This is a genomic window from Acidimicrobiales bacterium, assembly GCA_040219085.1.
GTDB lineage: Bacteria > Actinomycetota > Acidimicrobiia > Acidimicrobiales > JAVJTC01 > JAVJTC01.
Map to the genome: position 1 here is coordinate 23,695 of JAVJTC010000017.1, position 23,298 is coordinate 46,992.

Genomic DNA, 23,298 nt, shown 5'->3' on the forward strand with positions numbered 1-23,298 from the left:
GGTTCGGACCGCGGGCCCGGAGCGGATACCGTCGGGTACAGACCCACGCGGAGAATGACGTGCTTCTCGATCGCATCACGGGTCCCGCCGACCTCCGGGACCTCGACATCGCCGAACTCGACGCCCTTGCGGCAGAGATACGCGCCCACATCGTGGATGCGGTCGAGACCCATGGCGGACACCTCGGCTCCAATCTGGGCATCGTCGAGCTGACACTCGCCCTGCACCGCGTCTTCGACTCGCCGCGCGACGTGATCCTCTGGGACACCGGCCATCAGGCGTACGTGCACAAGATCGTGACCGGCCGCGCGCGGGGATTCGAATCGCTCCGCAGCGCCGACGGCATATCGGGCTACCCCTCGCGCGAGGAATCCGCCCACGACTGGATCGAGAACAGCCACGCCTCCACCGTCCTGTCCTACGCCCACGGTCTCGCCACCGCGTTCGCCGCCGACCCCGGCCAGCAGGACCGGCGCGTCGTCGCGGTGATCGGTGACGGGGCGATGACCGGTGGCATGGCCTTCGAGGGGATCAACAACCTCGGCCACTCCGGGCGGGACGTGACGATCGTCCTCAACGACAACGGACGCTCCTACGCACCCACGGTCTCGCGGCTGGGCGAGAGCCTCGCCCGCCTGCGGGTCAACCCTCGCTACGTGCGCCAGTCGGACCGCATCGAGAAGATCATCGGCGAGTTGCCCGTCGTGGGGGACCAGGTGGAACGCGCCATCGAGGCCACCAAGGCCGCCGTGCGCGAGATGTGGGAGCCCACATCGTTCTTCGAGAACCTCGGTGTGCGCTACACGGGCCCCTTCGACGGTCATGACATCGCCGGGATCGAAAAGGCCGTGCGCAACGCGGCCGACATCGACGGTCCCGTCGTCGTGCACGTGTTGACGGAGAAGGGCCGCGGCTACGGCCCCGCCGAGAACGACCCGATCAAGCGGATGCACGACACCAGCACCGCCAAGCCCGGCAGCTACACCGAGGCCTTCACCGAGGCCATGGTGAAGCTCGGCGAGGCCCATCCCGAGCTCGTCGCGATCACCGCCGCAATGCCGGACTCGACGGGCCTGTTGCCCTTCGCCGCCCGTTTCGGCGACCGCTGCATCGACGTCGGCATCGCCGAGCAACACGCCGTGACCGCCGCGGCCGGTATGGCGATGGGCGGCCTACGGCCGGTGGTCGCCGTCTACTCGACCTTCCTCACCCGGGCGTTCGACCAGGTCAACCTCGACGTCGGGCTGCACCGCCAGCCGGTCATCTTCTGCCTCGACCGTGCCGGCGTGACCGGCGACGACGGCCCGTCGCACCACGGGGTGCTCGACATGGTGCTGTGCACGAAGGTCCCGGGGATGACCGTCATGGCGCCGTCGTCGTACCAGGAACTCCAGGTGATGCTCGCCGACGCGCTGGAGATCACGAGCGGCCCGGTGGTGATCCGCTGGCCCAAGACGACCGCACGCCACGTCGACGACAGCCAGGTCGGCACAGGCCTGAAAGCCCGCCGTGTGCTCACCGGCGACGACGTGTGCATCCTCGCCGTGGGCAAGATGCTCGAGGCGGCCGAGGAGGCAGCTGAGAGACTCACCGCGCGAGGCCGGTCGGTGACGGTCTGGGACGCACGCATCGCCAAGCCTCTGGACCCCGAGATGATCGCCGACGCGGCCCGCCACCGACTCGTCGTCACCATCGAGGACGGTCTACGCGACGGAGGCGTCGGCTCGGCGATGGCCGACGCCGTCGCCGCACAGGACGAACCGGGAAAGCCGACGTGCGTGCGGGTACTCGGCGTCCCCGCCACCTACATCCCCCACGACAAGCCCGATGTCATCCTCGCCAGGCTCGGACTGGATGCGGACGGCATCGTCGAGACCGTGGACGAGTGGCTCGTCGAGCCGTGATCCCCGTGGCGCCGCCCCTCGGTAGCGCCACCTCAGCAGCCGCGGGGCTTCAGGAGTAGTAGGGCGTCTCGCCGGCGTTGTGGTCGGTGACATCGATCACATCGGTCACCTCGGGTAGCGCCTGGGCGATCATCACCGAGATGCCCTCGCGCAGGGTGGCCGCGCTCATGGCGCAACCCTGGCAACCTCCGCCCATCATGAGATGGACATCGGTGCCGTCGACCTTGACCAGTTCCGCGAACCCGCCGTGTGCCGCCAACGAAGGGTTGATGTGGCGGTGCAGGAGCTGGTTGACCTTCTCCTCGAGCGACCCGGTCAGCTCGAGGTCTGCGCCCTCCAACATGTCGGGGCGGTTCGGGTTGCGGATCACGAGGCCGCCCTGCACCGGGTTCGATGGCAGGTCCAGCGTGGCTCCGAGGAGCTTCTCGACGCTGTTGGCGGGGACGATGAAGGTGAGTCCACCCGATTCGTAGACGACGTCGTCGTCATCGGCGCCGGCGACCGGCTCGAAGGCGAGGTCGTAGGTGAAGTCCACGCCGTTCATGCCGGTGACCTCGACTCGCAGGGCGAGACCGTCTGCGTCGTCCTCGGCCTCGCGGATCTCGAGGACCTTCTCGGCAGCCTCGGCGGAGATGGCCAGTGGCGCCTTCTCGTCGGTGGTGGGGGTCTGCGTGTCGGCCATGTCGAACAGGCTACCGGCGGTCCTCGAGGTCCCCCGACACCGACAGCCACTCCTCCTCGGCTTCGGCGATCGCCGTGGTCACCTCACCGAGCGCCGCCCCGGCGCTCGCCAGGGCCTCGTGGTCGGTTCCCGCCGCCTCGAGTGCACCCGTCAGCTCACCGCGACGCTTCTCCAGCTTGACGATCTCCTTCTCGAGCGCCTTGAGGCGGTGGCGCAGGGTCGACGCGGAGACACGTGGTGCTGTGTCCTCGCCGCCTCCGGCGGACCGTCCCACCTCGGACCCGGACCGTCCCGAGCCGGTGGTGCCGCCTCCGGCTGCGTTATCGCCGCCTCCGGCGGGCCGTCCCACCTCGGACCCGGACCGTCCCGAGCCGGTGGTGCCGCCACGGGTGGAGCGCGACCCGACCTTGCCTCGGGCACGGCGCGAGAGTCGCTCCTGCACCCATGCCTCGTATCCGCCCGGGAACCGACCGGCTCCCCCGGCACCGTCGAGCACGATCACGTCGTCCACGGTGCGCGACAGGAACGCCCTGTCGTGACTGACGACGACCAGCGCCCCCGGCCACACGTCGAGGTAGTCCTCGAGCGAACGCAGGGTGTCCAGGTCGAGATCGTTCGTCGGCTCGTCGAGCAGCAGGACGTTGGGCTGTTGCGCCAGTGCCACCAACAGCTGCAGCCGACGCCGCTCGCCGCCCGAGAGGTAGCGCACCTGTGCGAACTGGGCGTCGTCGTCGAACCAGAACGCCTCCATGAGCTTCGTGTCACGCCACGTCGGATCACGGTCGGGACCGACGACGATCTCGCGCACCCGAAGGTCGGGGTCCAGCTCGGCGCCCGTCTGGTCGAAGTAGGCGAGCTTCACGGTCGTGCCGTGGACGATCGACCCCGAAGTGGGCTCCCGGAGCCGGGCCATCAGCTCGAGCAGCGTCGTCTTCCCCGCCCCGTTCGGACCGACGATGCCGAGGCGCTCACGGGGGCCGATGAGCAGCTCCAGCCCGCTGAACAGCTCCGCGCCGTCCCCGAACCCGAAGCCGACATCGTGGAGTTCCACCACCTTGTCACCGAGGCGCGGCGTGCCCAGGTCCCAGTCGATGTCGCTCTCGCGGGGGCCGGACCCGGGCTCGGCGGCCATCAGCTCGTTGGCAGCGTCGATGCGCGCCTTGGACTTGGACGTCCGCGCCTTGGCGCCACGCCGCAACCAGGCGAGCTCACGGCGCACGAGGTTGCGGCGCACGGACTCGGACCGGGCCGCCTGGCTCTCCCTCTCGGAACGGTTGAGGAGATACGTCGCGTAGCCGCCGTCGTGGAGGTGCGCCTGACCCCTGTCGAGCTCGAGAACCTGGTTCGTCACGGCGTCGAGGAGGTGACGGTCGTGGGTGACGAGGATGAGACCGCCCTGGTAGGTGGCCAGGCGCTCACCGAGCCAGGCCACCGTCTCCAGGTCGAGGTGGTTCGTCGGCTCGTCGAGGAGGAGGAGATCCGACTCCGCGACGAGACAATGCGCGAGAGCGACACGCTTGGCCTCGCCCCCGGACAGGTCGGACGTCGGCTGGTCGAGCCGGTCGGCGAGATCGAGCCGGTCGAGGACCGCCTCGAGTTCCCACGAGTCCCCGACCACGGTCCGCACCGAGCCCTGCGACAGACGCGGATCCTGGTCGAGGCTCGAGATGCGCACCCCGCGACCGCGCCGGACCGTGCCGCCGTCGGGCTCGACGGTTCCGGCGATGACACCGACGAGCGAGGACTTCCCACCCCCGTTGAGCCCGACGATGCCGATGCGTTGACCACTCGACACGGTCAACGACAGATCCTCGAACAGCGGGCGGCCGGGGCGGGCGAGGCAGACGCCATCCAGATCGACGAGAATCACACCGAAACCCTAGGGGCACCGACACAACGACCGGCCGGGCCGACTTTCGGATGGATTTCGGCTCCGCGTGTGTTGATAACGGGTGCCACACTCGTGGTGGGACCCCGGTCCATCCACCCGGGACCCCCAACCCCCCCGATACCCCCGAGAGGAACCGACATCAACGAGAGCATCCGCCTCGGTCGCATAGCCGGCATCCCGGTGGGGCTCAACTGGAGCCTCGTCCTCATCGCGGGCCTGATCAGCTGGAATCTCGCGACCGTGCTCCTTCCCGACGCCGTCGACGGCTACTCCGACGGTGCCTACTGGCTCGTGTCGCTCGTCGCCGCCGTGGCGTTCTTCGCCTCGATCCTCGCCCATGAGCTCTCCCATGCCATCGTCGCACAGCGTCGCGGCATCGAAGTGGGCGGCATCACCCTGTGGCTACTCGGGGGGGTCGCGAAACTCGGCTCGGCTCCGAAGAAGGCGGGCGACGAGTTCCGCATCGCCGCCGCCGGACCCGCCATGAGTCTGGTCGTCGGTGCCGTCTCCTTCGGCCTCGCGTTCGGCCTCGACGCACTCGGCGCCAGTCCACTACTCGTCGCCGCCCTCGGCTGGCTGGCGCTCATCAACGGTGTTCTCGCAGTGTTCAACCTCATCCCTGCGGCACCCCTCGACGGCGGTCGGATCCTGTCGGCGGCGTTGTGGCACCGCCACGGTGACCGCTCCAGGGCGCTGCGGTCCGCAGCGTCGGCCGGCCGCTTCTTCGGGAGCCTGCTGATGGTCGGCGGGGTGGCTCAGATCCTCTTCGACGCCGGGTTCGGCTGGTGGACGATCGCCATCGGCTGGTTCCTGCGTAGCGCGGCGACAGCCGAGGCGAGGGGCGCCGACATGGCCGGCCTGGTCGAGTCGGTCTCCGTCGGGGACACGATGAGCCCGTTCGCCGATTCCGTCGAGGACTGGATGACGGTGGACGAGGCTCTCGCCGCCCATCCCGGCGAAGGCTCGCAGTCCCTGGCGGTCTACGACTTCAACCGCCACTTCCTCGGTTTCGTCACGACACGTGAGATGCGGCGCATCCCGCCGCCGGAGCGACCCGACACCCGGGTCCGTGACCTCGCACGTCCCCTCGACAGCCTGCTGCAGGTGACTTCGCGCCGTCCTCTGGTGACCGTGATCTCGGAACTGCGAGAGCGCGACGAGCGCCACGCCCTCGTGGTCGACGCCGGGACCATCTCCGGCCTGCTCACCTGGTCCGACATCGACGCCGCCCTGCGCGGCGAGACCGCGAGAGTGCGGCCCTGACCACCCTGGGTGAGCGAACTCGTGCCCGGGATGGGTCGCCCGACCCGAACGGGCGACGATCATCTTCCCCTTCCGCCGGCCACTCCGATACCGTGATCGCTCGTGGCTGATGCGACCCCCGTCGCGGTCGAGATGACCGGTGACGTCGCCGTGATCCGGATCGACGACGGGAAGGCGAACGCACTCTCACCGGCCCTGATCGACGAGTTCGTCACCGCCCTCGCTTCGACGGCGGCAGGGCCCGGTGCCGTGGTCATCGCAGGGAGACCGGGGCGTTTCTCGGCCGGCTTCGACCTCTCCGTCATGACGTCGGGAGCCGACGCGGCGCGGTCCCTGCTGCGCGACGGCACCGGGCTGCTCCTCGCCATGTACTCCCACCCCCGGCCCGTCGTGGTCGCCGCAACGGGCCACGCCCTGGCCGCGGGTGCGCTGATGTTGTTGGCGGCCGACCTGCGGATCGGCGCCGAGGGCGACTTCAAGATCGGCCTGAACGAACACGCCATCGGCATGCCGCTTCCGGCGTTCGCCCTGGAACTCGCCGCCGACCGACTCTCGCGCCGCCACCTCACCCGTGCCACGGCGCTCGCGGAGATCTACGACCCGGCTGGTGCGGTCGATGCCGGCTACCTCGACGAGACCGCGGCCGACCCCGTGGCCGAGGCGATCACCCGTGCCACGACCATCTCCGAGACCATCGACATGACCGCGTTCGCCGGAACCCGTGCACGGATGCGCAGCGCGCTCGTGGACCGGGTCCGGGCCGGACTCGAAGAAGACCTCGCGAAGTTCAGCCTGAGCGGCTGACCGACGACGTTCACCGCACCAGGAGATTCGCGTTGAGAGACCAGATCGAAGCCGTCGAGTTCTACTGGCGACGGGGGTGCGGGTTCTGCTTCGCGCTCGACCGCTCGCTGTCGAAGCGCGGCATCCCGATGGACAAGCACAACATCTGGGAGGAGCCACTGGCGGCGGAGTTCGTGCGCTCGGCGACCAACGGGGCCGAGACCGTACCGACGATCCGTGTCGGCTCCGTGACGCTCGTCAACCCGAGTCCCAAGAGCGTGCTGGCCGCCATCGAGAGCGAGGCGCCCCACCTCCTGCCCGCCGAAGAGGTCGCCGAGAGCGAATCCCCCGGGCTGCTCGCCCGTCTGCTCGGTCGCAACTGACTGCCGGCGACGCCCGCGTCACGGCATCCGGCTGTGCCGTGACAGGATCCCGGCATGGGTGAACAGCAGATGATGCGCTGGAACGGTGAGGACGGTCGGCGCTGGGCCTCGGCCGCGGACCGACGTGACGAGATGCTCGGTCCCTTTCTACCTCCGCTGCTGGAGGCGGCGGCGGCCGTTCCCGGCGAGTCCGTCCTCGACATCGGCTGCGGGTGTGGTGTGACCTCGTTCGCGGCGGCCGCAGCCGTCGGAGCCACAGGTCGGGTCGTCGGCGCCGACCTCTCCGAACCGATGCTCGCGGTCGCCGCGGAGCGCGCAACCGGCTCCGATCTCCCGCTCGAGTTCGTCCGGACCGACGTGGCAACCCACACCTTCGACGAGGCTGCCTTCGACGTCGCCATCAGCCGCTTCGGCGTCATGTTCTTCGACGAGCCCACTGCGGCGTTCGCGAACATCGCCCGCGCGGTGAAGCCCGGCGGCCGTCTCGCGATGGCGGTGTGGCAACCGATCGCCGACAACGAGTGGCTCACGGTCGTCCGTGACGCCGTGCTCGGTTCAGTCGAGGCCGTCCCCGACCAGCCCGAGGGGAACGATCCGTTCGTCTTCGGCGACACGGAGTGGCTCGCTTCGATGCTCACCGACAGCGGCTGGTGCGACGTCGCGTGCACCGGTGTCACGTCGTCGCTGCACTACGGCGGACCCGGAACCGTGGCCGATGCGGTCGACATGGCGGTGACGAGCGGAGTCGGCAAGGTGGTGCTCGGCGATGCCGACGACGCGACGACGGCGCGGGCCCGGGAAGCGCTCGCCGCCGCCTTCGCGCCACGCCACGACGGAACCGGGGTCGCACTCGACGCGGCGGTCTGGATCGTCACGGCCCGGCGGGCGCCGGCCCGGACCTGAGAAGCCGACCGGGGACCCGGGAGGGACCTTCAGTCGATGGCGAGTTCGGCGAGGCGGTTCTCGAGGCGCACCCCGGCGGCACGCACGTAGACGATCTGGTCGACGGCGCCGAGATCGTCGTTGTCCCAGATCGTGCGGTCCACGAAGTAGTGCCACCAGTCCGCCGCGCCGCCGGTGTCGTAGTCGGGGAACCACCACCACCGGAGCTGGATGGGCTCGCCGACGTGACCCGACAGGTCAGCCGCGGCGGTGAGCTCGTTCGCCTTCGAAACGATGATCATGTCGGCTTCGGGGGCCGGCCCCGCTGCTCCGTCGAAGAGCCGGTACGGGACGTCGCGGAAATAGAACGCCCACGGCCAGGTGTCCGAGGAGTCCACGGCGAGGGTTGCCGGCTGCCCGAACTCGGCCCGCATCGCCCGGTCGAGTGCGTGGAAACGGGCAACGGTGGCAGTCACGTCCGGCGTCGCCTGGCCGGCCTGGGAGAGGAGCTCACGGGGGTCGTCGGCCCGGGTGAACGACGCGTGATAGCTGATGACGGCGGTGCCGATGAGCCCCGCAACGGCGAGGGCTCCGAGTGCAGCGAACCCGACGCGCCGGCGGTTCTCGACGATCTCGGCGACTCCCAGACCCGCCAGCAGGAGCATCGGGAGGACCGGGTGCAGGATCAGCCACGGCATCCGCTCACCCGCCCACGAGTGCAGGACGAAGCTGAAGATGGCGGCGAAGGCGAGGAAGCCTCCGACGAAGCTCCGCGTCCGCCAGGCGCGCCGGCCGCCGATGAGCGCGAGGCCGATGAAGAACCACTCGTAGATCGGTACGGCCCGGATGTAATAGGTCCACGGCTCGCTACCGCGGTTGTTGTCACGTTCGTCGATCCAGTACTCGACGCCGTCGGTGAAACCACCGACGAAATCACCCGGCCGCGTACCGAACACGGTGAAGATCACGCCGAAGGCGACGAGGAACACACCCAGGCCCAGCAGCCACGGCAACGGGCCGTTGCGCGTGACCGCACCCAGCACGGCGGTGTGGCGCGGATCGAAGCCCCGGTCGATCGACCTCCGAACTGCGTACGCGGCGAGGGCGGCGAGACCGGCCCCGTAGATCCCGAGGATGGCGAAGACCGACTGGTGGAGGTGTTCGATGATGAGGAGGGACACGAGGAGCCCCACGACGGCGATCGCCGGCACGGTCGCCTCTGCCGGCAGTGGACGCTCGTCGGGACGGTCGGCCCCGGAGAGGACCTCGGCGGCGACGGCGACCAGGACGAAGGCGCCGACGATGAAGATGATGAAGAAGACCGACTCCTTGACGCCCCACATGGCCGCGAGCCACAGGGCCCCGACCGAGGGGTGCCACCAGCGGGGCCGCCGGATGAATCCGAGCAGCGTGACGAAGAAGCCGAGCGTGAGGAAGGCGAAGAAGGCGTCCTCGCGGGCGAAGCGCGAGTAGTAGAGGAACGACGGACTCACGGCGAGGGCCACCGATGCCGCACCCGCGGCGACGTGGCCGATCTGGTGGCGCAGGAACCACGGCAGGAGGATGATGAGGGTCCCGGTGAGCGCGGAGATCAACCGGGCGGACGTCACCGAGTCGCCGAAGATCCAGTAGAAGCCACCGGTGATGTAGAACCGCAGCGGGCCGTGGTAGACGGGGTCGTAGCCGTCGAAGGTGCCGTTCAGCCACCGCCACGAGAACCACGCGTCGAGGCTCTCGTCATGGTGCAGCGGCCGCTCGCCGAGATCGACGAGGCGCATGACGAGGCCCGCCACCGTGACGACCGCCGTGAACCATGCGAGCCGTGCGTCGGCGACGAGGCCACCGTGCCCCTCGCCGGACCCGGGAGGCTGATCGATCCCGTCCCCGGCGCCGCTGTCGGCCATGTCGATGCCGTCCGCCCCGTCGAGGTCCTCGTCAGGCGGCGGTGCGTCGTCGTCTTCGGTGGTGAGGCTCACGACCCGTCCTCCGCGGCGCTGACCGTCGCTACGGCCGAATCGGACGCAGCGTAGATGCGGTACCCCCCGAAGTCGTACGCGACCGGCGCGACGGCATCCCAGGCGCCCTGATCGGCACCGAAGTCCCCGCGCTCGCGGGGCCCGATGACGACGTAGTCCACCCCGTACTCCTCGATGAGGCCGTCGGCGCCCTCGCCCCGGGAGAGGATCGTGCCTGCGTCGCCGAAACGTTCTGCCCAGTCCTCGATTCCCAGGTCGAAAACCCATCCCGAGAAGCTCATCTGTACGGTCCTGCCCGACAGCGCGGGGATGGAATGGGTGTTGGAGGGCGCGACGACGAGCACCGCCTCGGGGTCGGTGTTCTCACGGACCCACTCGGCCACGAGCACGTCCGAACCCGACATCAGCGGAAAGCGCCCGGTGGTGCGGTCGGCTGCGGCGAAGATGTCGAGCGCGCCGGCCGCGGTCATGGTCACGACCACCACGGCGACGACCGCCGTCGACGACGGGAAGAGGTCGGTGAGTCGGACCAGCGCCGCAGCCACGGGAAACGCCCCCAGAACGAGGAAGAACACGAAGTAATGGGTGTTGTTCCCCTCCCACGGGTGCGGCTTCACGAAGTTCGGCACGACGAACCACAACCAGACCGGCACGAACGCGATCGCCTGGGTCTTCGTCAACGTGCCTCGCCACAACTGGCCGACGAGCACCAGTGGGAGGAACAGTCCGAGGTTCTTCAGCCAGAACCAGACCCAGTTGTCGTCGGAGACGTGCCCGACCCAGTCGTAGAACCAGTCAGCCGAACTCGACGGCGGGAGCAGAAAGGCCACCGCCGGTATCGACAGGACCACCGCGGGCACGACGAACCACAGCCAGACCCGCCGACGGTCCATCAGCGCCCACAGGATCCCGAGACCCAGAGCCGTGCCGTAGCCGAACAGATGGAACAGGGGCGCCGCGCCGACGATCACGCCCGCCGTCAGGAACGGGCCGCGCCCGCCGTGGCGGTATCCGGTCCACAAGATGGCGATGGCGATGAGGGCGATCGACAGCCCGAACAGTGTCGGGCGCTGGGGATACAGCACGCCGACGACGGGGTTCTCGATCCACCACCCCTCACCGGGGTCCCGCGTGTAGGTCCGGGGGAGGTCCCAGATGACCGACCATCCCCGGGCGCCCACGTCGTCGAGGAAGCGCGACCAGCCCCACCCACCGAAGAGCAGGAAGATCACCGTCGCCCAGAACGCGATGGCCCGCCGCTCGAAGATCCGCACGCCGACGAGGTACATGACCGCGGGGAAGGCGAACGCCAGGTAGCCACTGGAGATCTGCAGGCCCGCCGTCAGCGTCGAACCCGCCGAGACGATCATCGCGGCCAGGAAGTTGATGCCGAAGTGGTAGGCGAGGTCGTTGCCCGAGGCGATGGGCAACTCGAGGTCGAGCGACCCTCCATAGGCGAAGGACCCCGCGTAGGCGAGGTGCGCCTGCCAGTCCGAGAACGTTGCGAGGTGACCCGCGTCGATGCCGCCGTCGGCCGCCGTGGGGTAGGCGCCGTCGAGGATCCTCACCGTGACGATCCAGGCCGGCACCGCCAGCAAGAACAGGGGGGCGGGGCTGTCCGGGTGCATCGGCGAAAGCCGTGAACGCGCGACGAGGTCGGCGATGTCGGCACGCAGGACCCGTCGGGACCGCACGACGCCGACGAGGCCGACCGCGAGGGCCACGAGCACGGCGATGGTGACCGTCGCCCCGGAGAAATCGAAGAGTCGTGTCACGACGATCCCGCTGAGGACCACCGCCATGGCACCCACCACGGCGCCGTACGCAACCCGCTCCTCGAAGCTCAGTCGCAGCGGCGTCAGAGCGCTGAGGCCGACACCTGTGACGACGCACGCGCACAACAGGGCCGCCACACCGGGTGTCACGGTCTACTCAGGGGAGGTAGGCGCCGCAGATCGGCCAGGGTTGATTGCCACGCCGAGCGTAGAGCAGTCGTGCCCGGGCGTCCTGCTCCTCGGGAGGCGCGTTCGCGGGGTTGCCGAATCCGCCGACCGTCTGCCAGGTGGTCAGATCGAACTGGTACGCGCCGTAGTAGCCGTTGCCGGTGTCGACGGAGTAGGTGAGCGTCGATTCGCAGAACCGTAGAGCGCTCCACTCCTCTTCGGTGGGTTCGGGCCGACCGGTCCGGGCGAACGCGGCGTCGGCCAGGGCATGGACGGACGCGATCGTGACGACCCATTCCGCGCCGGGAACGGCCGCTTCCACGTCGGCACGTTCCGCCTTCAATTCGATGACCCGCAGTTCGGCGTCGGCCAGGTCGGTGACGGCGCGTGCCAGGGACGAGTCGACCTGGCCGCGCAGAGCGACGAAGTCGGTGGTCGCGCTACGGAGGATCTCGGCGTGTTCACGCAACAGGTGGTTGAAGTAGCTGGCATCCGCGGCGTCCCGAGCCCCGAGAAGGTAGAAACGCGCGCCCGGAAGGCCACCGGAGATGTAGGCCTCGATGGCCAGTTCACGCGCACGCGTCTCCGCCTCGGTGAGGGCGAGGGCGAGGCCGCTCGCGTCGCCGGCGAGCGTGTCACGGCGGGTGGAGAGTCGTCCGATGTCGGCCTCGAGGGCGGTGATCTCGGCGTCGATCTGCGCGATCCGTTCGATGAGGGCGTCCCGGTCCGCTTCGGCGCGCGCGAGGTCGCGCCAGGGAGGATCATCGTTCCCGGTCGAGCCCTGACCACTCGCGACGGTCAGGCTCGCGAGCAGCGTGAGGACGACGACCGAGACGACGGTCAGTGAACGGTGGGTCGTCGTCATGGTCGATAGGGGGGTTACCGAACCTCTTGGCTAGCGTCTCAGCGACGTCTCGGCAACCTCGAACGTTGACAACGAGCGACACGAACCACATCAGCAACACCACCCCCACCTAGATGCCCGAAGGCCACACCATCCACCGTCTCGCACGGGACATCGGCCGCGACCTCGCCGGGTCCGCGGTGTCAGCGAGCTCGCCCCAGGGACGCTTCGCCGACGGCGCCGCCGAGCTCGACGGGTCGGTACTCGAACGCATGGAGGCGCACGGCAAGCACCTCTTCGGATGGTTCGACGATGCGGTCCTGCACGTCCACCTCGGGCTGATCGGGAAGTGGCGCCCCCGCGACGCCGTCGAGGATTTCGTCGGTGAGATCCGTCTGCGCATCGCGGGCGCCGAGAAGGCCTGGGATCTGAGCGGACCGATGACGTGTGCCGTCGTGACGCCCGAACGCCACGACGAGGTGACCGCCGAACTGGGACCGGACCCGCTTCGACGCGACGGCCGGGCCGATGCATTCGTCGAAGGACTGGCCCGTCGCCGCACCGCCCTGGGCACCGCGCTCTTGGACCAGTCGCTCGTGGCCGGGATCGGCAACGTCTACAGGGCCGAGCTCGCCTTCCTGTGCGGCATCCATCCGGCGACGCCCGCCAACCGCATCGACACCGATGAGGCCCGGGCTCTGTGGGACGAGATGTCACGGCTCCTGCGGATCGGCCTGAAGCTGAACCGGATCGTGACCGTCGACCCCGCCGAGGTCGGGGCACCGTCGCACGCGAAGGTGACGTCCGGGGACCGCCTCTACGTCTACAAGCGCGCCGGAGAGCCGTGCCGGCGCTGCGGCACCCCGATCGAACGCATCGAACTCGCCGGCCGCAAGACCTGGTTCTGCCCCACCGACCAACCCGAGCACCGATGATCGACACCGACGGCCCCGTCGAGGCGACGTCCTCCGCCGGCGGCTACGACGCCATCGTCGTCGTCTCCTTCGGCGGCCCCGAGGGCCCCGACGACGTCATGGGATTCCTCGAGAACGTCACCCGCGGGCGCAACGTCCCCCGGGAGAGACTCGAGGTCGTCGCCGAGCACTACCTCGCCCGGGGTGGGGTCAGCCCCATCAACGCCGCGAACCGTGAGCTGATCGCTGCGCTCGAGCCGGAACTGGCCGACGCGGGCATCGACCTCCCGGTGTACTTCGGGAACCGCAACTGGGACCCGTTCCTTCGTGACACCCTCACGACGATGACCGACGCGGGCGTGCGGCGCGCCCTCGCGTTCGTGACCTCGGCCTTCAGCACCTACTCCGGGTGCCGCCAGTACCGCGAGGACATCGGGGCCGCACGCGATGCCGTCGGCTCCGGCGCGCCCGTCATCGACAAGATCCGTGTGTTCGGCGACCACCCGCTGTTCGTCGAAGCCGTGAGCGACCGGATCCGCACAGCGGTCGACTGGGAGACCGTCGACCCGGCGGGCACCCGACTCGTGTTCACCGCCCACTCGATCCCGCAGTCCATGGCCGCCAACTGCGACTACGTCGCACAGCTCACCGAGACGGCGCGATTCGTCGCAGCGGGGCTGCCGGTGGACCTCGAACACGACCTCGTCTACCAGTCCCGGTCCGGGCCGCCCCAGATGCCCTGGCTCGAGCCCGACGTCAACGACCACCTCCGTGCCCTCGCCGCCGACGCAACCACCCATGTCATCGTCGTCCCGCTCGGCTTCGTCTCGGATCACATGGAGGTCATCCAGGACCTCGACACCGAGGCGGCGGCCACCGCCGACGAGGTGGGCCTCGAGATGACACGGGTGCCGACGGCGGGCACACACCCGGCGTTCGTCGAGATGATCGTGGAGCTGATCCGTGAGCGGATGGACCCGTCGCTGCCCCGGCGCGCGCTCGGATCCTTCGGCGCCCGCCCCGACGTCTGCCCCGCCGACTGCTGCCTGCTACCGGCCCGTCCCGGTCGCCCCGGCTGACCGGGCTCCGCTTCACCGTCACCGCCGTCGGGTACCGTCCGGAAAACCCGACGAGAGGACCCCATGGCAGGCCAGCAGAAGCTCGGATTCGATCCCGACTTCGCCGCGGAGATCGTCGACGTGCCCGTCGCCGAGGAGATGTCGGAGTCATTCCTCGCGTACTCGCTGTCGGTCATCACCGCCCGGGCCATCCCCGACGTACGCGACGGTCTCAAGCCGGTGCAGCGTCGGATCCTGTACGCGATGCAGAACATGGGCATCCGCCCCGACACCCCCCACCGCAAGTGCGCCCGGGTCGTCGGCGAGACGATGGGCCGCTACCACCCCCACGGTGACTCGGCCATCTACGACACCCTCGTGCGGATGGGCCAGAGCTTCTCGCGTGGGATCACCCTCATCGACCCCCAGGGCAACTTCGGCAGCCTCGACGACCCGCCCGCCGCCGCCCGCTACACCGAGTGCCGCCTGACCGACGCGGCGATGCAGATGCTCGCCGAGCTGGGTGAGGACACCGTCGAGTTCCGCACCACCTACGACGGCGAGGGCACCGAGCCCGTCTACCTTCCCGCCCGGCTCCCCAACCTGCTCGTCAACGGCGGTAGCGGCATCGCCGTGGGCATGGCGACCAACATGGCGCCCCACAACCTCGCCGAGGTCTACGCGGCGGTGGAGCTCGTCATGACGAAGCGGCGACCGAAGCCCACGATCGACGAACTGCTCGCCGTCATTCCCGGCCCGGACTTCCCCTCCGGTGGGATCATCGTGGACGAGGGGATCCGTGAGGCATACGAGTCCGGCCGCGGCTCGATGCGCGTGCGGGCCCGCGCGGAGATCGAACAGCTCACGTCGAAGCGCCAGGGCATCATCGTCACCGAACTCCCCTACATGGTCGGCCCCGAGAAGGTGGTCGCCAAGGTCAGCGAACTCATCGCCGAACAGCGCGTCCCGGGACTCGACGACGTCAAGAACCTCTCGGACCGTCACCAGGGGACGCGGATCCAGATCGAGTGCAAGCCCGGGGTCAACCCCCACGTGGTCCTCCAGGAGCTCTACAGACTCACACCACTGGAGGAGACGTTCGCCATCAACGCGGTGGCACTCGTCGACGGTGTCCCGACCACGCTCGGCATGTACGAGTTGTGCCACCACTACGTGGAGCACCGCCTCGACGTCATCGTGCGCCGGACACGGTGGCGCCTCGAGCGGGACCGGGCACGCCTTCACATCGTCGAGGGTCTGCTCATCGCACTGGACGCGATCGACCTCGTCGTGGCGATCATCCGCGGCTCCGACACCGTCTCGGAGGCCCGCGCCGAGCTGATGGAGCGCCTGACACTCACGCAGATCCAGACCGACGCCATCCTCGAGATGCAGCTGCGACGCCTCGTCGCGCTCGAACGCCAGAAGCTCGTGGAGGAACGGGACGAACTGCTCGAGCGGATCGCGGATTATGAGGCACTCCTGGCCTCCGAGACCCGTCAGCGCAAGCTCGTGCTCGCGGAGCTGGCCGAGCTCGTGGACCAGTTCGGCCACGAGCGGCGCAGCACGATCATCTCCCCCGACGACATCGAGGTCTACGAACCGTCGTCCATCATCGACACGTCCAGCGTCTCCGACGAACCGGCGGTCGTGACGCTCGCCACCTCGGGGGCCGTCGGACGGACCCCCACGGAGGGCGCCAAGCGCGCCACACCGGGCCGTCACGACGTGATCGTCTCCTCGGCGCTGACATCCACCGCCGACCGCGTGTACGCCGTGACGTCCGACGCACGGGTGCTGGGGGCCTTCGTTCACGAGATCGGTGAGGTCTCGGGCCGCAGTCGCGGTGGGCAGGCGTCCCAGCTGTTCGGCACGAGCCGGGGCGAGACGGTTCTGGCCGTGCTCGCCGCCAGTTCGGAGCCGGTCGTCCTCATCACGGCCAACGGCGTCGCCAAGCGCATCACACCCGCAGAGCTCGCCGGCACCCGCACCGGCGACACCGTCATGAACCTCAGGGAGGGCGACCGCCTCGTTGCCGCGTTCGGCTGTCCCGACGGAGCCGACGTCGTGATGGTCGCCTCCGATGCTCAGGTCCTACGCACCGCCTCGGCGGACATCTCCGTGCAGGGGCGGGGCGCAGCCGGGGTCGCAGGCATGAAGCTGCGCAGCGGCGCCCGGCTGGTGGGCGCCGCCTGCGTCCTCGGCGACGGGGCCGTCACGATCGCCACCGACCGCGGCGCGGCGAAGGCCACCCCGCTCGAGGAGTTGGAGACGAAGGGACGCAACGGCCAGGGCGTGCGGCTCACCAAACTCGACGACGAAGAGCAGGTGACCGTCGTACACGTGGGCCCCCTCGACGACCTCGTCGCGACGATGGGCACCGACGGGGACCCCACCAGACCCGACCCGACCCCCGTCCCGTTCCCGCTCGACGCGACGAAGCGTGACCTGGTGGCCACGACCACGGACCGCCCGATCCTCGAGCTCGGCCCGGCACGGTGGTGACCATGGGGCCGAACGGTTCGGGTAAGGGCTACGACGCAGACTCCATCCAGACCCTGGAGGGTCTCGACGCCGTCCGCAAGCGTCCGGGCATGTACATCGGCGGGACGGGCTCGAACGGGCTCATGCACCTCGTGTGGGAGCTGATCGACAACGCCGTCGACGAGGCGTCGTCGGGCCACGCCGACCGCTGTGATGTCACGTTCCACCGCGACGGCTCGATCGAGGTCGCCGACAACGGCCGCGGGATCCCCATCGACCGCCACACCAAGCGCAAGGTGTCGGCGCTCGAGGTGGTCTTCACCGACCTGCACGCGGGCGGCAAGTTCGGCGGCGGCGCCTACGGCGCATCGGGCGGGCTGCACGGCGTCGGCGCGTCGGTCGTCAACGCCCTCTCCGCCAAGCTCGTCGCCGAGGTCGACCGGGACGGCAACACCTGGCGCATCGAGTTCCACGAACGCATCGCCGGACGAGTGGAGGGCGGGCACTTCACCGCGGGACACGATCTCGAGAAGGTCAGGCGGATCGGCAAGACCAAGTCCGGGACACGGGTCCGCTTCTGGCCCGACACCGAGATCTTCGACCCCGACGCCACCATCGACTTCACCGAAGTGTGTGAACGGGTGGCCCGGGCGTGCTGCCTCGTCCCCGGCCTGAAGGTGACGGTCACCGACAAGCGGACCGGAACCGACAACGAGCCGTTCGAGTTCGTCTCACGCGGCGGACTCGCTGACCTCGTGGACGAGATGTCGGTCGGCGAGCAGGTGACGAAAGTGATCGCGATCAACGGGATCGACACCTTCACCGAGAAGGTGCCCGTCGAGGGGAAGATGACCGAGGTCACCCGCGAGTGCACCGTCGACATCGCCCTTCGCTGGGTGAAGGGCTACGAGACCTCCATCCAGTCCTTCGTCAACACGGTGCCCACCCCCGACGGGGGCACCCACCTGGCGGGGTTCGAGCGGGCCCTGACCCGCGCGGTCAACGACACGCTGCTGCCCGGCACCCGCAAGCTCGCCAAGCTCGCCAAGGCGGGCAACGACCGCGCCGGCAAGGACGACGTCCAGGAGGGCCTCGTCGCCGCCGTGAAGGTCACGTTCCCCGAACCGCAGTTCCGGGGCCAGACCAAGCGTGAGCTCGGGACGCCGGCGCTGCAGAGCATCGTCTACGAGATCGCCAAGTCCGGCCTCGTGGACTGGTTCGACCGGGACGGGCCCAAATCACACGTCAACTCGGTGCGCGACAAGATCGCAACCGCGATCGTCAACCGCATCGCCTCCAAGCAGATGCTCGAGACACGCCGTAAGGCGGCCAACCTCGGCTCGAGCGGCATGCCCGACAAGCTGGCGGACTGCCGGGTGCACGGCGCCGACGCGGAGCTGATCATCGTCGAGGGCGACTCCGCCGCGGGTCCGGCCAAGGCGGGCCGCAACTCCGAGAACGTCGCCATCCTCCCCCTGCGCGGCAAGGTCGTGAACGCCGCGAAGGCGTCACTCAAGCAGGTGATCGAGAACGCCGAAGCGAAGGCGCTGTTCACCGCCGTCGGTGCCGGATCAGGCAAGGACTTCGACATCGGCGCGGCCCGCTACGGGCGCATCGTGATCCTCTGCGACGCCGACGTGGACGGCAGCCACATCCGCTGCCTGCTGCTCACGCTGTTCTACACGCACATGAGGCCGATGCTCGAAGAAGGGCGCGTCTACGCGGCCCAGCCACCGCTGTACACGACCAAGGTCGCCGGGCAGACCCACCGGGCGATGAGCGACGCCGAGAAGGACCACATCACCGCGCAACTCACCAAGGGCCGCCGCAAGGCGGAGTCCATCCACTGGCAGCGCTTCAAGGGTCTCGGCGAGATGAACGTCGACGAACTCGCCCATTGCGCGCTGGACCCGGGAACCCGCGTCCTGCGCCGCCTGACGCTCGATGACGCCCGGGCGGCGAAGGACGCCGCCACGATGTTCGACGTCCTGATGGGCACCGACGTCGGCCGACGCCGGGACTTCCTCCTCGAGAACTCGGGCTTCATCGACCAGGACATGCTCGACGTCTGACACGCGACCCATGGTTGCGCCAATCGGCAATGCGGACGCGTTCGCTTGCCGCTGCTGACGTTGCCGCGAGCACCAAGGATCGGGCCCGCAATCCGCCTAGTCGACTGCGGAAACGTGCTCGTAGAAGAACGTGTCGACGGATCCGACGTACTGAACCAGGAACCGGGGCGTATCCCGGTAGTGGGTCCGACTCAGCTCGACGATTCCAGAGGTGGCATCGACATCACCAGAGTCGAAGTGCTCGCGAACGACCGACCCCCGCACGTGGTGATCGGTCACCGCTCGGGCGATCTCTGTCATGGGGGTCACTGCCCCCAACACGAAAACCGCGATCAGCAGAAGCCGTACGGGAGACCGACGCGGTGAACAGAACAGTGCGCGAACACCACAGACAGCAAGTACGAACAGTCCGGGCCCCGACGCCCTCATGGCGAGATCACTCCATTGGCCATATCGGAGCAACGGCAGCGCCGTGAGCATCAGTATCGAGGCGAGAAGAAGCCGACGCATGAGCGGTTCGGATCGCAAAGAGCCGCCCCTGAAGATGAGCGCGCCGAGAACACCGAACTCCAGAACGACGAAGAGCAGGTACGACGCCACTACCCGCGGCATCCCGAAGTCGAAGATGGGATTCGAGACGATGAACCCCATTTCGATGCCTCCACCAACGTCGAAGGGGAGATCGGCGGTCGCTGCGATGAAGAACGCCAGGACCGGCAGACACGCAAACCCCGCGAGGAGGGCCGGACCACTGAGCAACTGTTCGCGCCAGGACCCGCTGCGAGCCTTTCGCACCAGTGCCGCCCCGACAATGGGCAGCAGGCCGACGACCACAAAGGGCGAGAAGATGGCGACCATCGGCACGATCGCAACCACCCATCGGGTGTACCCCGATCGAGCGGCGTAGAGGACCAAGCCTGTGGCGACCCAGCCCGCCAGGGCATGCTGTGGCCCCCACATCACACTCGTCACGTTCGCCGGGTAGAGAGCCACACCGGCCCACCAGTCGAGCTGCCCCGATGGCAGCACGACGTCCGGCATCGACAGCAGCGGGCCGAGCAACGCTCGACCAACCGCGTCGAGCCCGGAGAACACCATGAAGAACATCGCGATGAACGCCGGTTTCGCAACCGGCCCGACGTGGGTCACGAACCAGCTGATCGCCAGCGCGATCCCGATCGTGGTCCAGGCCAGCATCGCTGCGTTCGCGGCCTCCCAGCCGAGCGCCTTTCCGATGGCAGCCGCCGGGAGGTAGTGGCCCACGTAGTAGACGAGCCCCACCTCGGAACCACCGACTTCGTAGGTCACGGGCCACGACTCCACCAGGAGGTCCCGTAGGACGGCGTTGTGCTTCAGCCAGTCCCAGGCCTGAGGAAGGTACCCCCCTGCACCCGTTATCAGAGCGAGGCCGATTGCGATGGGCAGTATCGATGCCATCGCCGGCCGGCTCGTGCCCGCGTCCAGGCGAGGGACACGGGCGATGGATCCGACGAGAGCAGTGAGGCAACCAACGGTGACAACGGCAACTAGAGGCCTCGACCAGCCGACAGCGAAGATGATGTTCGGCACGGCGAGGTAGACGAGCGACGAGACGACTAGCCACCGGGGAGCGGACGGCGGACTGGAGGTCGTCGCCGAAGGTTCCCCGGTTCTGATACTCGTCGCTTCAGGGCCGCCCGCGACGGCGGCTGGTGACCGGGTCACGCACTCAGATCGTGACCGACTGAGGCAGCCGGTCACGCAGGAGCGGCTTCCACCGCTCGACTGCTGCGGGATCGAACGAGTGGGTGCTCTTCGTGCCGAAGTCGTAGCGACGGAACGGCACCAGCCACCGCTCGAGGTACTCGAGGTCCCGCTCGTCCATGTAGGGCCGTGAGGGTCCGATCTCGATGGAGTGGTACCGCATCAGCCAGGCCACGTGATCGGGAACGAGATCACCCATGCGCTCCCAGATGAACTCGTCGTGGTTCCACTGGAACACGACGTTGTCCAGACCGATCCCGGGAGGGTGCTCCCCGATCGGACGGTTCGTACAGACCACGTTCACCGGATCCTCGTCCGTCAACAACAGAACCTTGCCGAGGTCGTGGGTCATCGCTGCGAGGTACATGTCCTCGTCGTCGACGCCGTCGGCCTCCATGCCCACGAGGATCTGCTGGAGGTGCACGTGCTGGCTCGAGTTCCCGAGCGCGTTGTCAGCGGGGTCGATGCACCGGGCCAACTCGTCGACGAGTTCGGTGGGATCCACGGTGCCGAACACCGGCGTCGCGTACTTCTCCCTCAGCGCGGCGACGTCGGCGGCGGTCTGTTCCCAGTGACGGGCGTAGATCGCACGGACCTCACCGTCGAACGCGACCCGGTGGTCGCGGACCCGTGTGGGAACGGCAACGGTCTCCAACCCGTCGGGAAGCGACGCCGCAGCGGCGCGGTCCGCGCCGAGCGCCACTCCGGCGGCGAGGCCGGCGGCACCGGTGGCGGCTCCGATGATCAGAGCCCGTCGATCCACCACCGGGGTCTGGCGACCATCGACGAACTCTGACATGACGAACTCATCGGCAGAGGTCGCCGTGATCTTGAACCAGCGCGAGCGGCGCGGCTCAGAGCCCCGGTCTGAACGCCATGAGGTAGAGCATCACGATGAGGCCGAGGTGGGTGACGCCCGACGCCATGCCGATGCGCGACGAGATCGCCGCGATCCGGCCCTCGATTGCGTCGCGGTCACCGGTGGCGAGTTCACGGGTGAGGCGGGCGACGGCGAGCTGGGCCGGAGCCACGACGAACCAGACGAGCGCGACCAGCACGATCCACAGGGGGCCGGCGATGGCGAGCCAGGTCTGGGAGAAGTCGTACAGGTCATCGGAGAAACCGACGAGTGCGCCACCGAAGACACCCGCCAGCAACAGCGCCGGGGCCACCACCGCCTTCATCGTCGCACCGACCATGGCGAGGATGTCGGCCCGGCTCTGATCCCGGGCCTTGCGCATCAAGACGACGACGACGGGGAGCGCGAACATCGCCCCGGCGCCGATGATCACGCTGAGGTGGTGGAGCACGAGCACGATCTTGTAGCCCGTGTCGGTTGTGGCGGCCAGGATCATCGGTACTCCTCGACTGGTCCGGTGGGCGCGGTCGCCCTCCGCTGACTGACCCCGATCGTACGATGGCCGCGCCGAGGACCCGACGCCGCCCGTCGCGAGACCGACCTGACCACCCGTCACCTCGTTTCCAGGGGGGCGACGACCTCGTCTCCGGCGGCGATGACCACCGGTGTCACAGCGCTGTGTTAAACCACATCCATGGAACTCGTCGCCGCCGGCCCCGGATCACAGGACCGAGCCGACTCCGCTCCGTCAGGCACGGGCGACGGGGCGAAGACAGCAGCGGAGCTCGCGCCACGGCACCTCTCACCGTCGGGTGCGTCCGTGTTCCGGCAGTGTCCCCGCCGCTGGCGTTTCCGCTACGTGGAGCGCCTTCCCGACCCTCCCGGCGAGGCCGCGCTGGCGGGGACCTTCGCCCACCGCGTCCTGGAACTCCTTTTGCAGATGCCCGCAGCGGAACGCACCGTGGACACGGCCCGCGCTCTCGCCCGCCGCGCCTGGCCCGAGATCGAGACCGACGAGGACTTCCGGGACCTCGGCCTCGACGAGGAAGCCGCCAAGGCCTTCCGTTGGCGCGGGTGGCTCGCCGTAGAGGGACTCTGGCGCCTCGAGGACCCGTGCACCGTGGAGGTGCACGCCACCGAGCACGACGTCGCCGTCGCCATCGACGGTGTGCCGTTCCGAGGGATCATCGACCGGGTCGACACCACCGAGGCCGGCCTCGTGGTCTCGGACTACAAGTCGGGCCAGGCGCCTGGGGACCGGTGGTCCGCCGAACGTCTGGACCAGGTCCTGCTCTACGCCGCTGCCCTCGCGGAGCTCACCGGTCAGCGCCCGGTGAAGGCGCGCCTGCTGTACCTCGGACAGAAGATCGTCGACGTCGACGTCGACGATGACAGCCTGGGCGGGGCCGTCTCCGCGCTGCGCGGCACGTGGGACGCCCTCACCGCTGCGGCTGCTGCCGACGAGTTCGAAGCGAAGCCGGGGCCCCTGTGCGGATGGTGCCCCTACGTGGGCCGATGCGCCGAAGGTGCCGCCGAGGTCCGCTTCCGTGACGACGCAGGCCGCATGCGTGCCGACGCCCCTGCGCTCGTGACCCTCGCCGAGGCCGGCTGAACGTC

The 23,298-nt window shown here is 69.0% G+C and carries 18 protein-coding genes; 10 read left to right on the forward strand and 8 right to left on the reverse strand.

What is annotated here, in order from left to right; genetic code table 11:
- Positions 1 to 59: 59 nt before the first annotated feature.
- Positions 60 to 1,904, forward strand: a complete 1,845-nt coding sequence (gene dxs / locus RIE08_06705; GenBank protein MEQ8717284.1) for a 1-deoxy-D-xylulose-5-phosphate synthase — start codon at positions 60 to 62, stop codon at positions 1,902 to 1,904.
- A gap of 49 nt (positions 1,905 to 1,953) precedes the next feature.
- On the opposite strand, the gene RIE08_06710 is transcribed toward dxs, so the two are convergent.
- Positions 1,954 to 2,586, reverse strand: a complete 633-nt coding sequence (locus tag RIE08_06710) for a NifU family protein (protein ID MEQ8717285.1) — start codon at positions 2,584 to 2,586, stop codon at positions 1,954 to 1,956.
- A 10-nt stretch (positions 2,587 to 2,596) separates the two neighbouring features.
- Positions 2,597 to 4,456, reverse strand: coding sequence for an ABC-F family ATP-binding cassette domain-containing protein (locus RIE08_06715; protein MEQ8717286.1), 1,860 nt, complete (start codon positions 4,454 to 4,456; stop codon positions 2,597 to 2,599).
- 201 nt (positions 4,457 to 4,657) lie between these two features.
- On the opposite strand from RIE08_06715, the gene RIE08_06720 reads away from it, so the two are divergent.
- The 4 genes from RIE08_06720 (at position 4,658) to RIE08_06735 (ending at position 7,809) form a co-directional block, all read left to right on the forward strand.
- Positions 4,658 to 5,740, forward strand: a complete 1,083-nt coding sequence (locus RIE08_06720) for a site-2 protease family protein (protein ID MEQ8717287.1) — start codon at positions 4,658 to 4,660, stop codon at positions 5,738 to 5,740.
- A gap of 102 nt (positions 5,741 to 5,842) precedes the next feature.
- Complete coding sequence (locus RIE08_06725) at positions 5,843 to 6,544, forward strand: crotonase/enoyl-CoA hydratase family protein (GenBank protein ID MEQ8717288.1); 702 nt, start codon at positions 5,843 to 5,845, stop codon at positions 6,542 to 6,544.
- Positions 6,545 to 6,576: 32 nt separating this feature from the next.
- Positions 6,577 to 6,906, forward strand: coding sequence for a glutaredoxin domain-containing protein (locus RIE08_06730; GenBank protein ID MEQ8717289.1), 330 nt, complete (start codon positions 6,577 to 6,579; stop codon positions 6,904 to 6,906).
- A 54-nt stretch (positions 6,907 to 6,960) separates the two neighbouring features.
- Positions 6,961 to 7,809: a methyltransferase domain-containing protein gene (locus tag RIE08_06735; GenBank protein ID MEQ8717290.1), complete on the forward strand. Its 849-nt coding sequence runs from the start codon at positions 6,961 to 6,963 to the stop codon at positions 7,807 to 7,809.
- 29 nt (positions 7,810 to 7,838) lie between these two features.
- On the opposite strand, the gene RIE08_06740 is transcribed toward RIE08_06735, so the two are convergent.
- The 3 genes from RIE08_06740 to RIE08_06750 are packed head-to-tail and all read right to left on the reverse strand — an operon-like array spanning position 7,839 to position 12,572.
- Complete coding sequence (locus RIE08_06740; protein MEQ8717291.1) at positions 7,839 to 9,764, reverse strand: TIGR03663 family protein; 1,926 nt, start codon at positions 9,762 to 9,764, stop codon at positions 7,839 to 7,841.
- Complete coding sequence (locus RIE08_06745; GenBank protein MEQ8717292.1) at positions 9,761 to 11,689, reverse strand: hypothetical protein; 1,929 nt, start codon at positions 11,687 to 11,689, stop codon at positions 9,761 to 9,763. Before RIE08_06745 ends, RIE08_06740 begins: the two co-directional genes overlap by 4 nt.
- Positions 11,690 to 11,696: 7 nt before the next feature.
- Positions 11,697 to 12,572, reverse strand: coding sequence for a transglycosylase family protein (locus tag RIE08_06750; protein ID MEQ8717293.1), 876 nt, complete (start codon positions 12,570 to 12,572; stop codon positions 11,697 to 11,699).
- A 113-nt stretch (positions 12,573 to 12,685) separates the two neighbouring features.
- On the opposite strand from RIE08_06750, the gene RIE08_06755 reads away from it, so the two are divergent.
- The 4 genes from RIE08_06755 (at position 12,686) to RIE08_06770 (ending at position 19,079) form a co-directional block, all read left to right on the forward strand.
- A complete protein-coding gene (locus tag RIE08_06755; GenBank protein ID MEQ8717294.1) occupies positions 12,686 to 13,486 on the forward strand; it encodes a zinc finger domain-containing protein in 801 nt (266 codons plus the stop codon).
- Complete coding sequence (locus RIE08_06760; protein MEQ8717295.1) at positions 13,483 to 14,544, forward strand: ferrochelatase; 1,062 nt, start codon at positions 13,483 to 13,485, stop codon at positions 14,542 to 14,544. The genes RIE08_06755 and RIE08_06760 overlap by 4 nt, the downstream gene beginning before the upstream one ends.
- Before the next feature lie 63 nt (positions 14,545 to 14,607).
- Positions 14,608 to 17,028 carry a DNA topoisomerase (ATP-hydrolyzing) gene (locus RIE08_06765; protein MEQ8717296.1) on the forward strand — a complete coding sequence of 807 codons (2,421 nt, stop codon included), beginning with the start codon at positions 14,608 to 14,610 and terminating at the stop codon, positions 17,026 to 17,028.
- Between the two features lie 2 nt (positions 17,029 to 17,030).
- Positions 17,031 to 19,079 carry an ATP-binding protein gene (locus RIE08_06770; GenBank protein ID MEQ8717297.1) on the forward strand — a complete coding sequence of 683 codons (2,049 nt, stop codon included), beginning with the start codon at positions 17,031 to 17,033 and terminating at the stop codon, positions 19,077 to 19,079.
- A 96-nt stretch (positions 19,080 to 19,175) separates the two neighbouring features.
- Here RIE08_06770 and RIE08_06775 read toward each other — a convergent pair whose 3' ends face one another.
- From RIE08_06775 to RIE08_06785, 3 genes are all read right to left on the reverse strand, one after another.
- A complete protein-coding gene (locus RIE08_06775) occupies positions 19,176 to 20,516 on the reverse strand; it encodes a hypothetical protein (protein MEQ8717298.1) in 1,341 nt (446 codons plus the stop codon).
- 271 nt (positions 20,517 to 20,787) lie between these two features.
- Entirely contained in the window at positions 20,788 to 21,621 is an 834-nt protein-coding gene (locus tag RIE08_06780; GenBank protein MEQ8717299.1) for an inositol oxygenase family protein, read from the reverse strand.
- A gap of 55 nt (positions 21,622 to 21,676) precedes the next feature.
- Positions 21,677 to 22,177 carry a DUF2269 family protein gene (locus RIE08_06785; protein ID MEQ8717300.1) on the reverse strand — a complete coding sequence of 167 codons (501 nt, stop codon included), beginning with the start codon at positions 22,175 to 22,177 and terminating at the stop codon, positions 21,677 to 21,679.
- Between the two features lie 198 nt (positions 22,178 to 22,375).
- Between RIE08_06785 and RIE08_06790 the strand changes: the two genes are divergently transcribed.
- Positions 22,376 to 23,293 carry a PD-(D/E)XK nuclease family protein gene (locus RIE08_06790; protein ID MEQ8717301.1) on the forward strand — a complete coding sequence of 306 codons (918 nt, stop codon included), beginning with the start codon at positions 22,376 to 22,378 and terminating at the stop codon, positions 23,291 to 23,293.
- Positions 23,294 to 23,298: the final 5 nt, after the last annotated feature.

Bases quoted from the DNA above. Each gene is read 5' to 3' on its own strand.
- RIE08_06775 (MEQ8717298.1), bottom strand. From the start codon at position 20,516: ATGGCATCGATACTGCCCATCGCAATCGGCCTCGCTCTGATAACGGGT.
- RIE08_06790 (MEQ8717301.1), top strand. From the start codon at position 22,376: ATGGAACTCGTCGCCGCCGGCCCCGGATCACAGGACCGAGCCGACTCC.
- RIE08_06780 (MEQ8717299.1), bottom strand. From the start codon at position 21,621: ATGTCAGAGTTCGTCGATGGTCGCCAGACCCCGGTGGTGGATCGACGG.
- RIE08_06735 (MEQ8717290.1), top strand. From the start codon at position 6,961: ATGGGTGAACAGCAGATGATGCGCTGGAACGGTGAGGACGGTCGGCGC.
- RIE08_06755 (MEQ8717294.1), top strand. From the start codon at position 12,686: ATGCCCGAAGGCCACACCATCCACCGTCTCGCACGGGACATCGGCCGC.
- RIE08_06760 (MEQ8717295.1), top strand. From the start codon at position 13,483: ATGATCGACACCGACGGCCCCGTCGAGGCGACGTCCTCCGCCGGCGGC.
- RIE08_06710 (MEQ8717285.1), bottom strand. From the start codon at position 2,586: ATGGCCGACACGCAGACCCCCACCACCGACGAGAAGGCGCCACTGGCC.
- RIE08_06765 (MEQ8717296.1), top strand. From the start codon at position 14,608: ATGGCAGGCCAGCAGAAGCTCGGATTCGATCCCGACTTCGCCGCGGAG.
- RIE08_06770 (MEQ8717297.1), top strand. From the start codon at position 17,031: ATGGGGCCGAACGGTTCGGGTAAGGGCTACGACGCAGACTCCATCCAG.
- RIE08_06785 (MEQ8717300.1), bottom strand. From the start codon at position 22,177: ATGATCCTGGCCGCCACAACCGACACGGGCTACAAGATCGTGCTCGTG.
- RIE08_06750 (MEQ8717293.1), bottom strand. From the start codon at position 12,572: ATGACGACGACCCACCGTTCACTGACCGTCGTCTCGGTCGTCGTCCTC.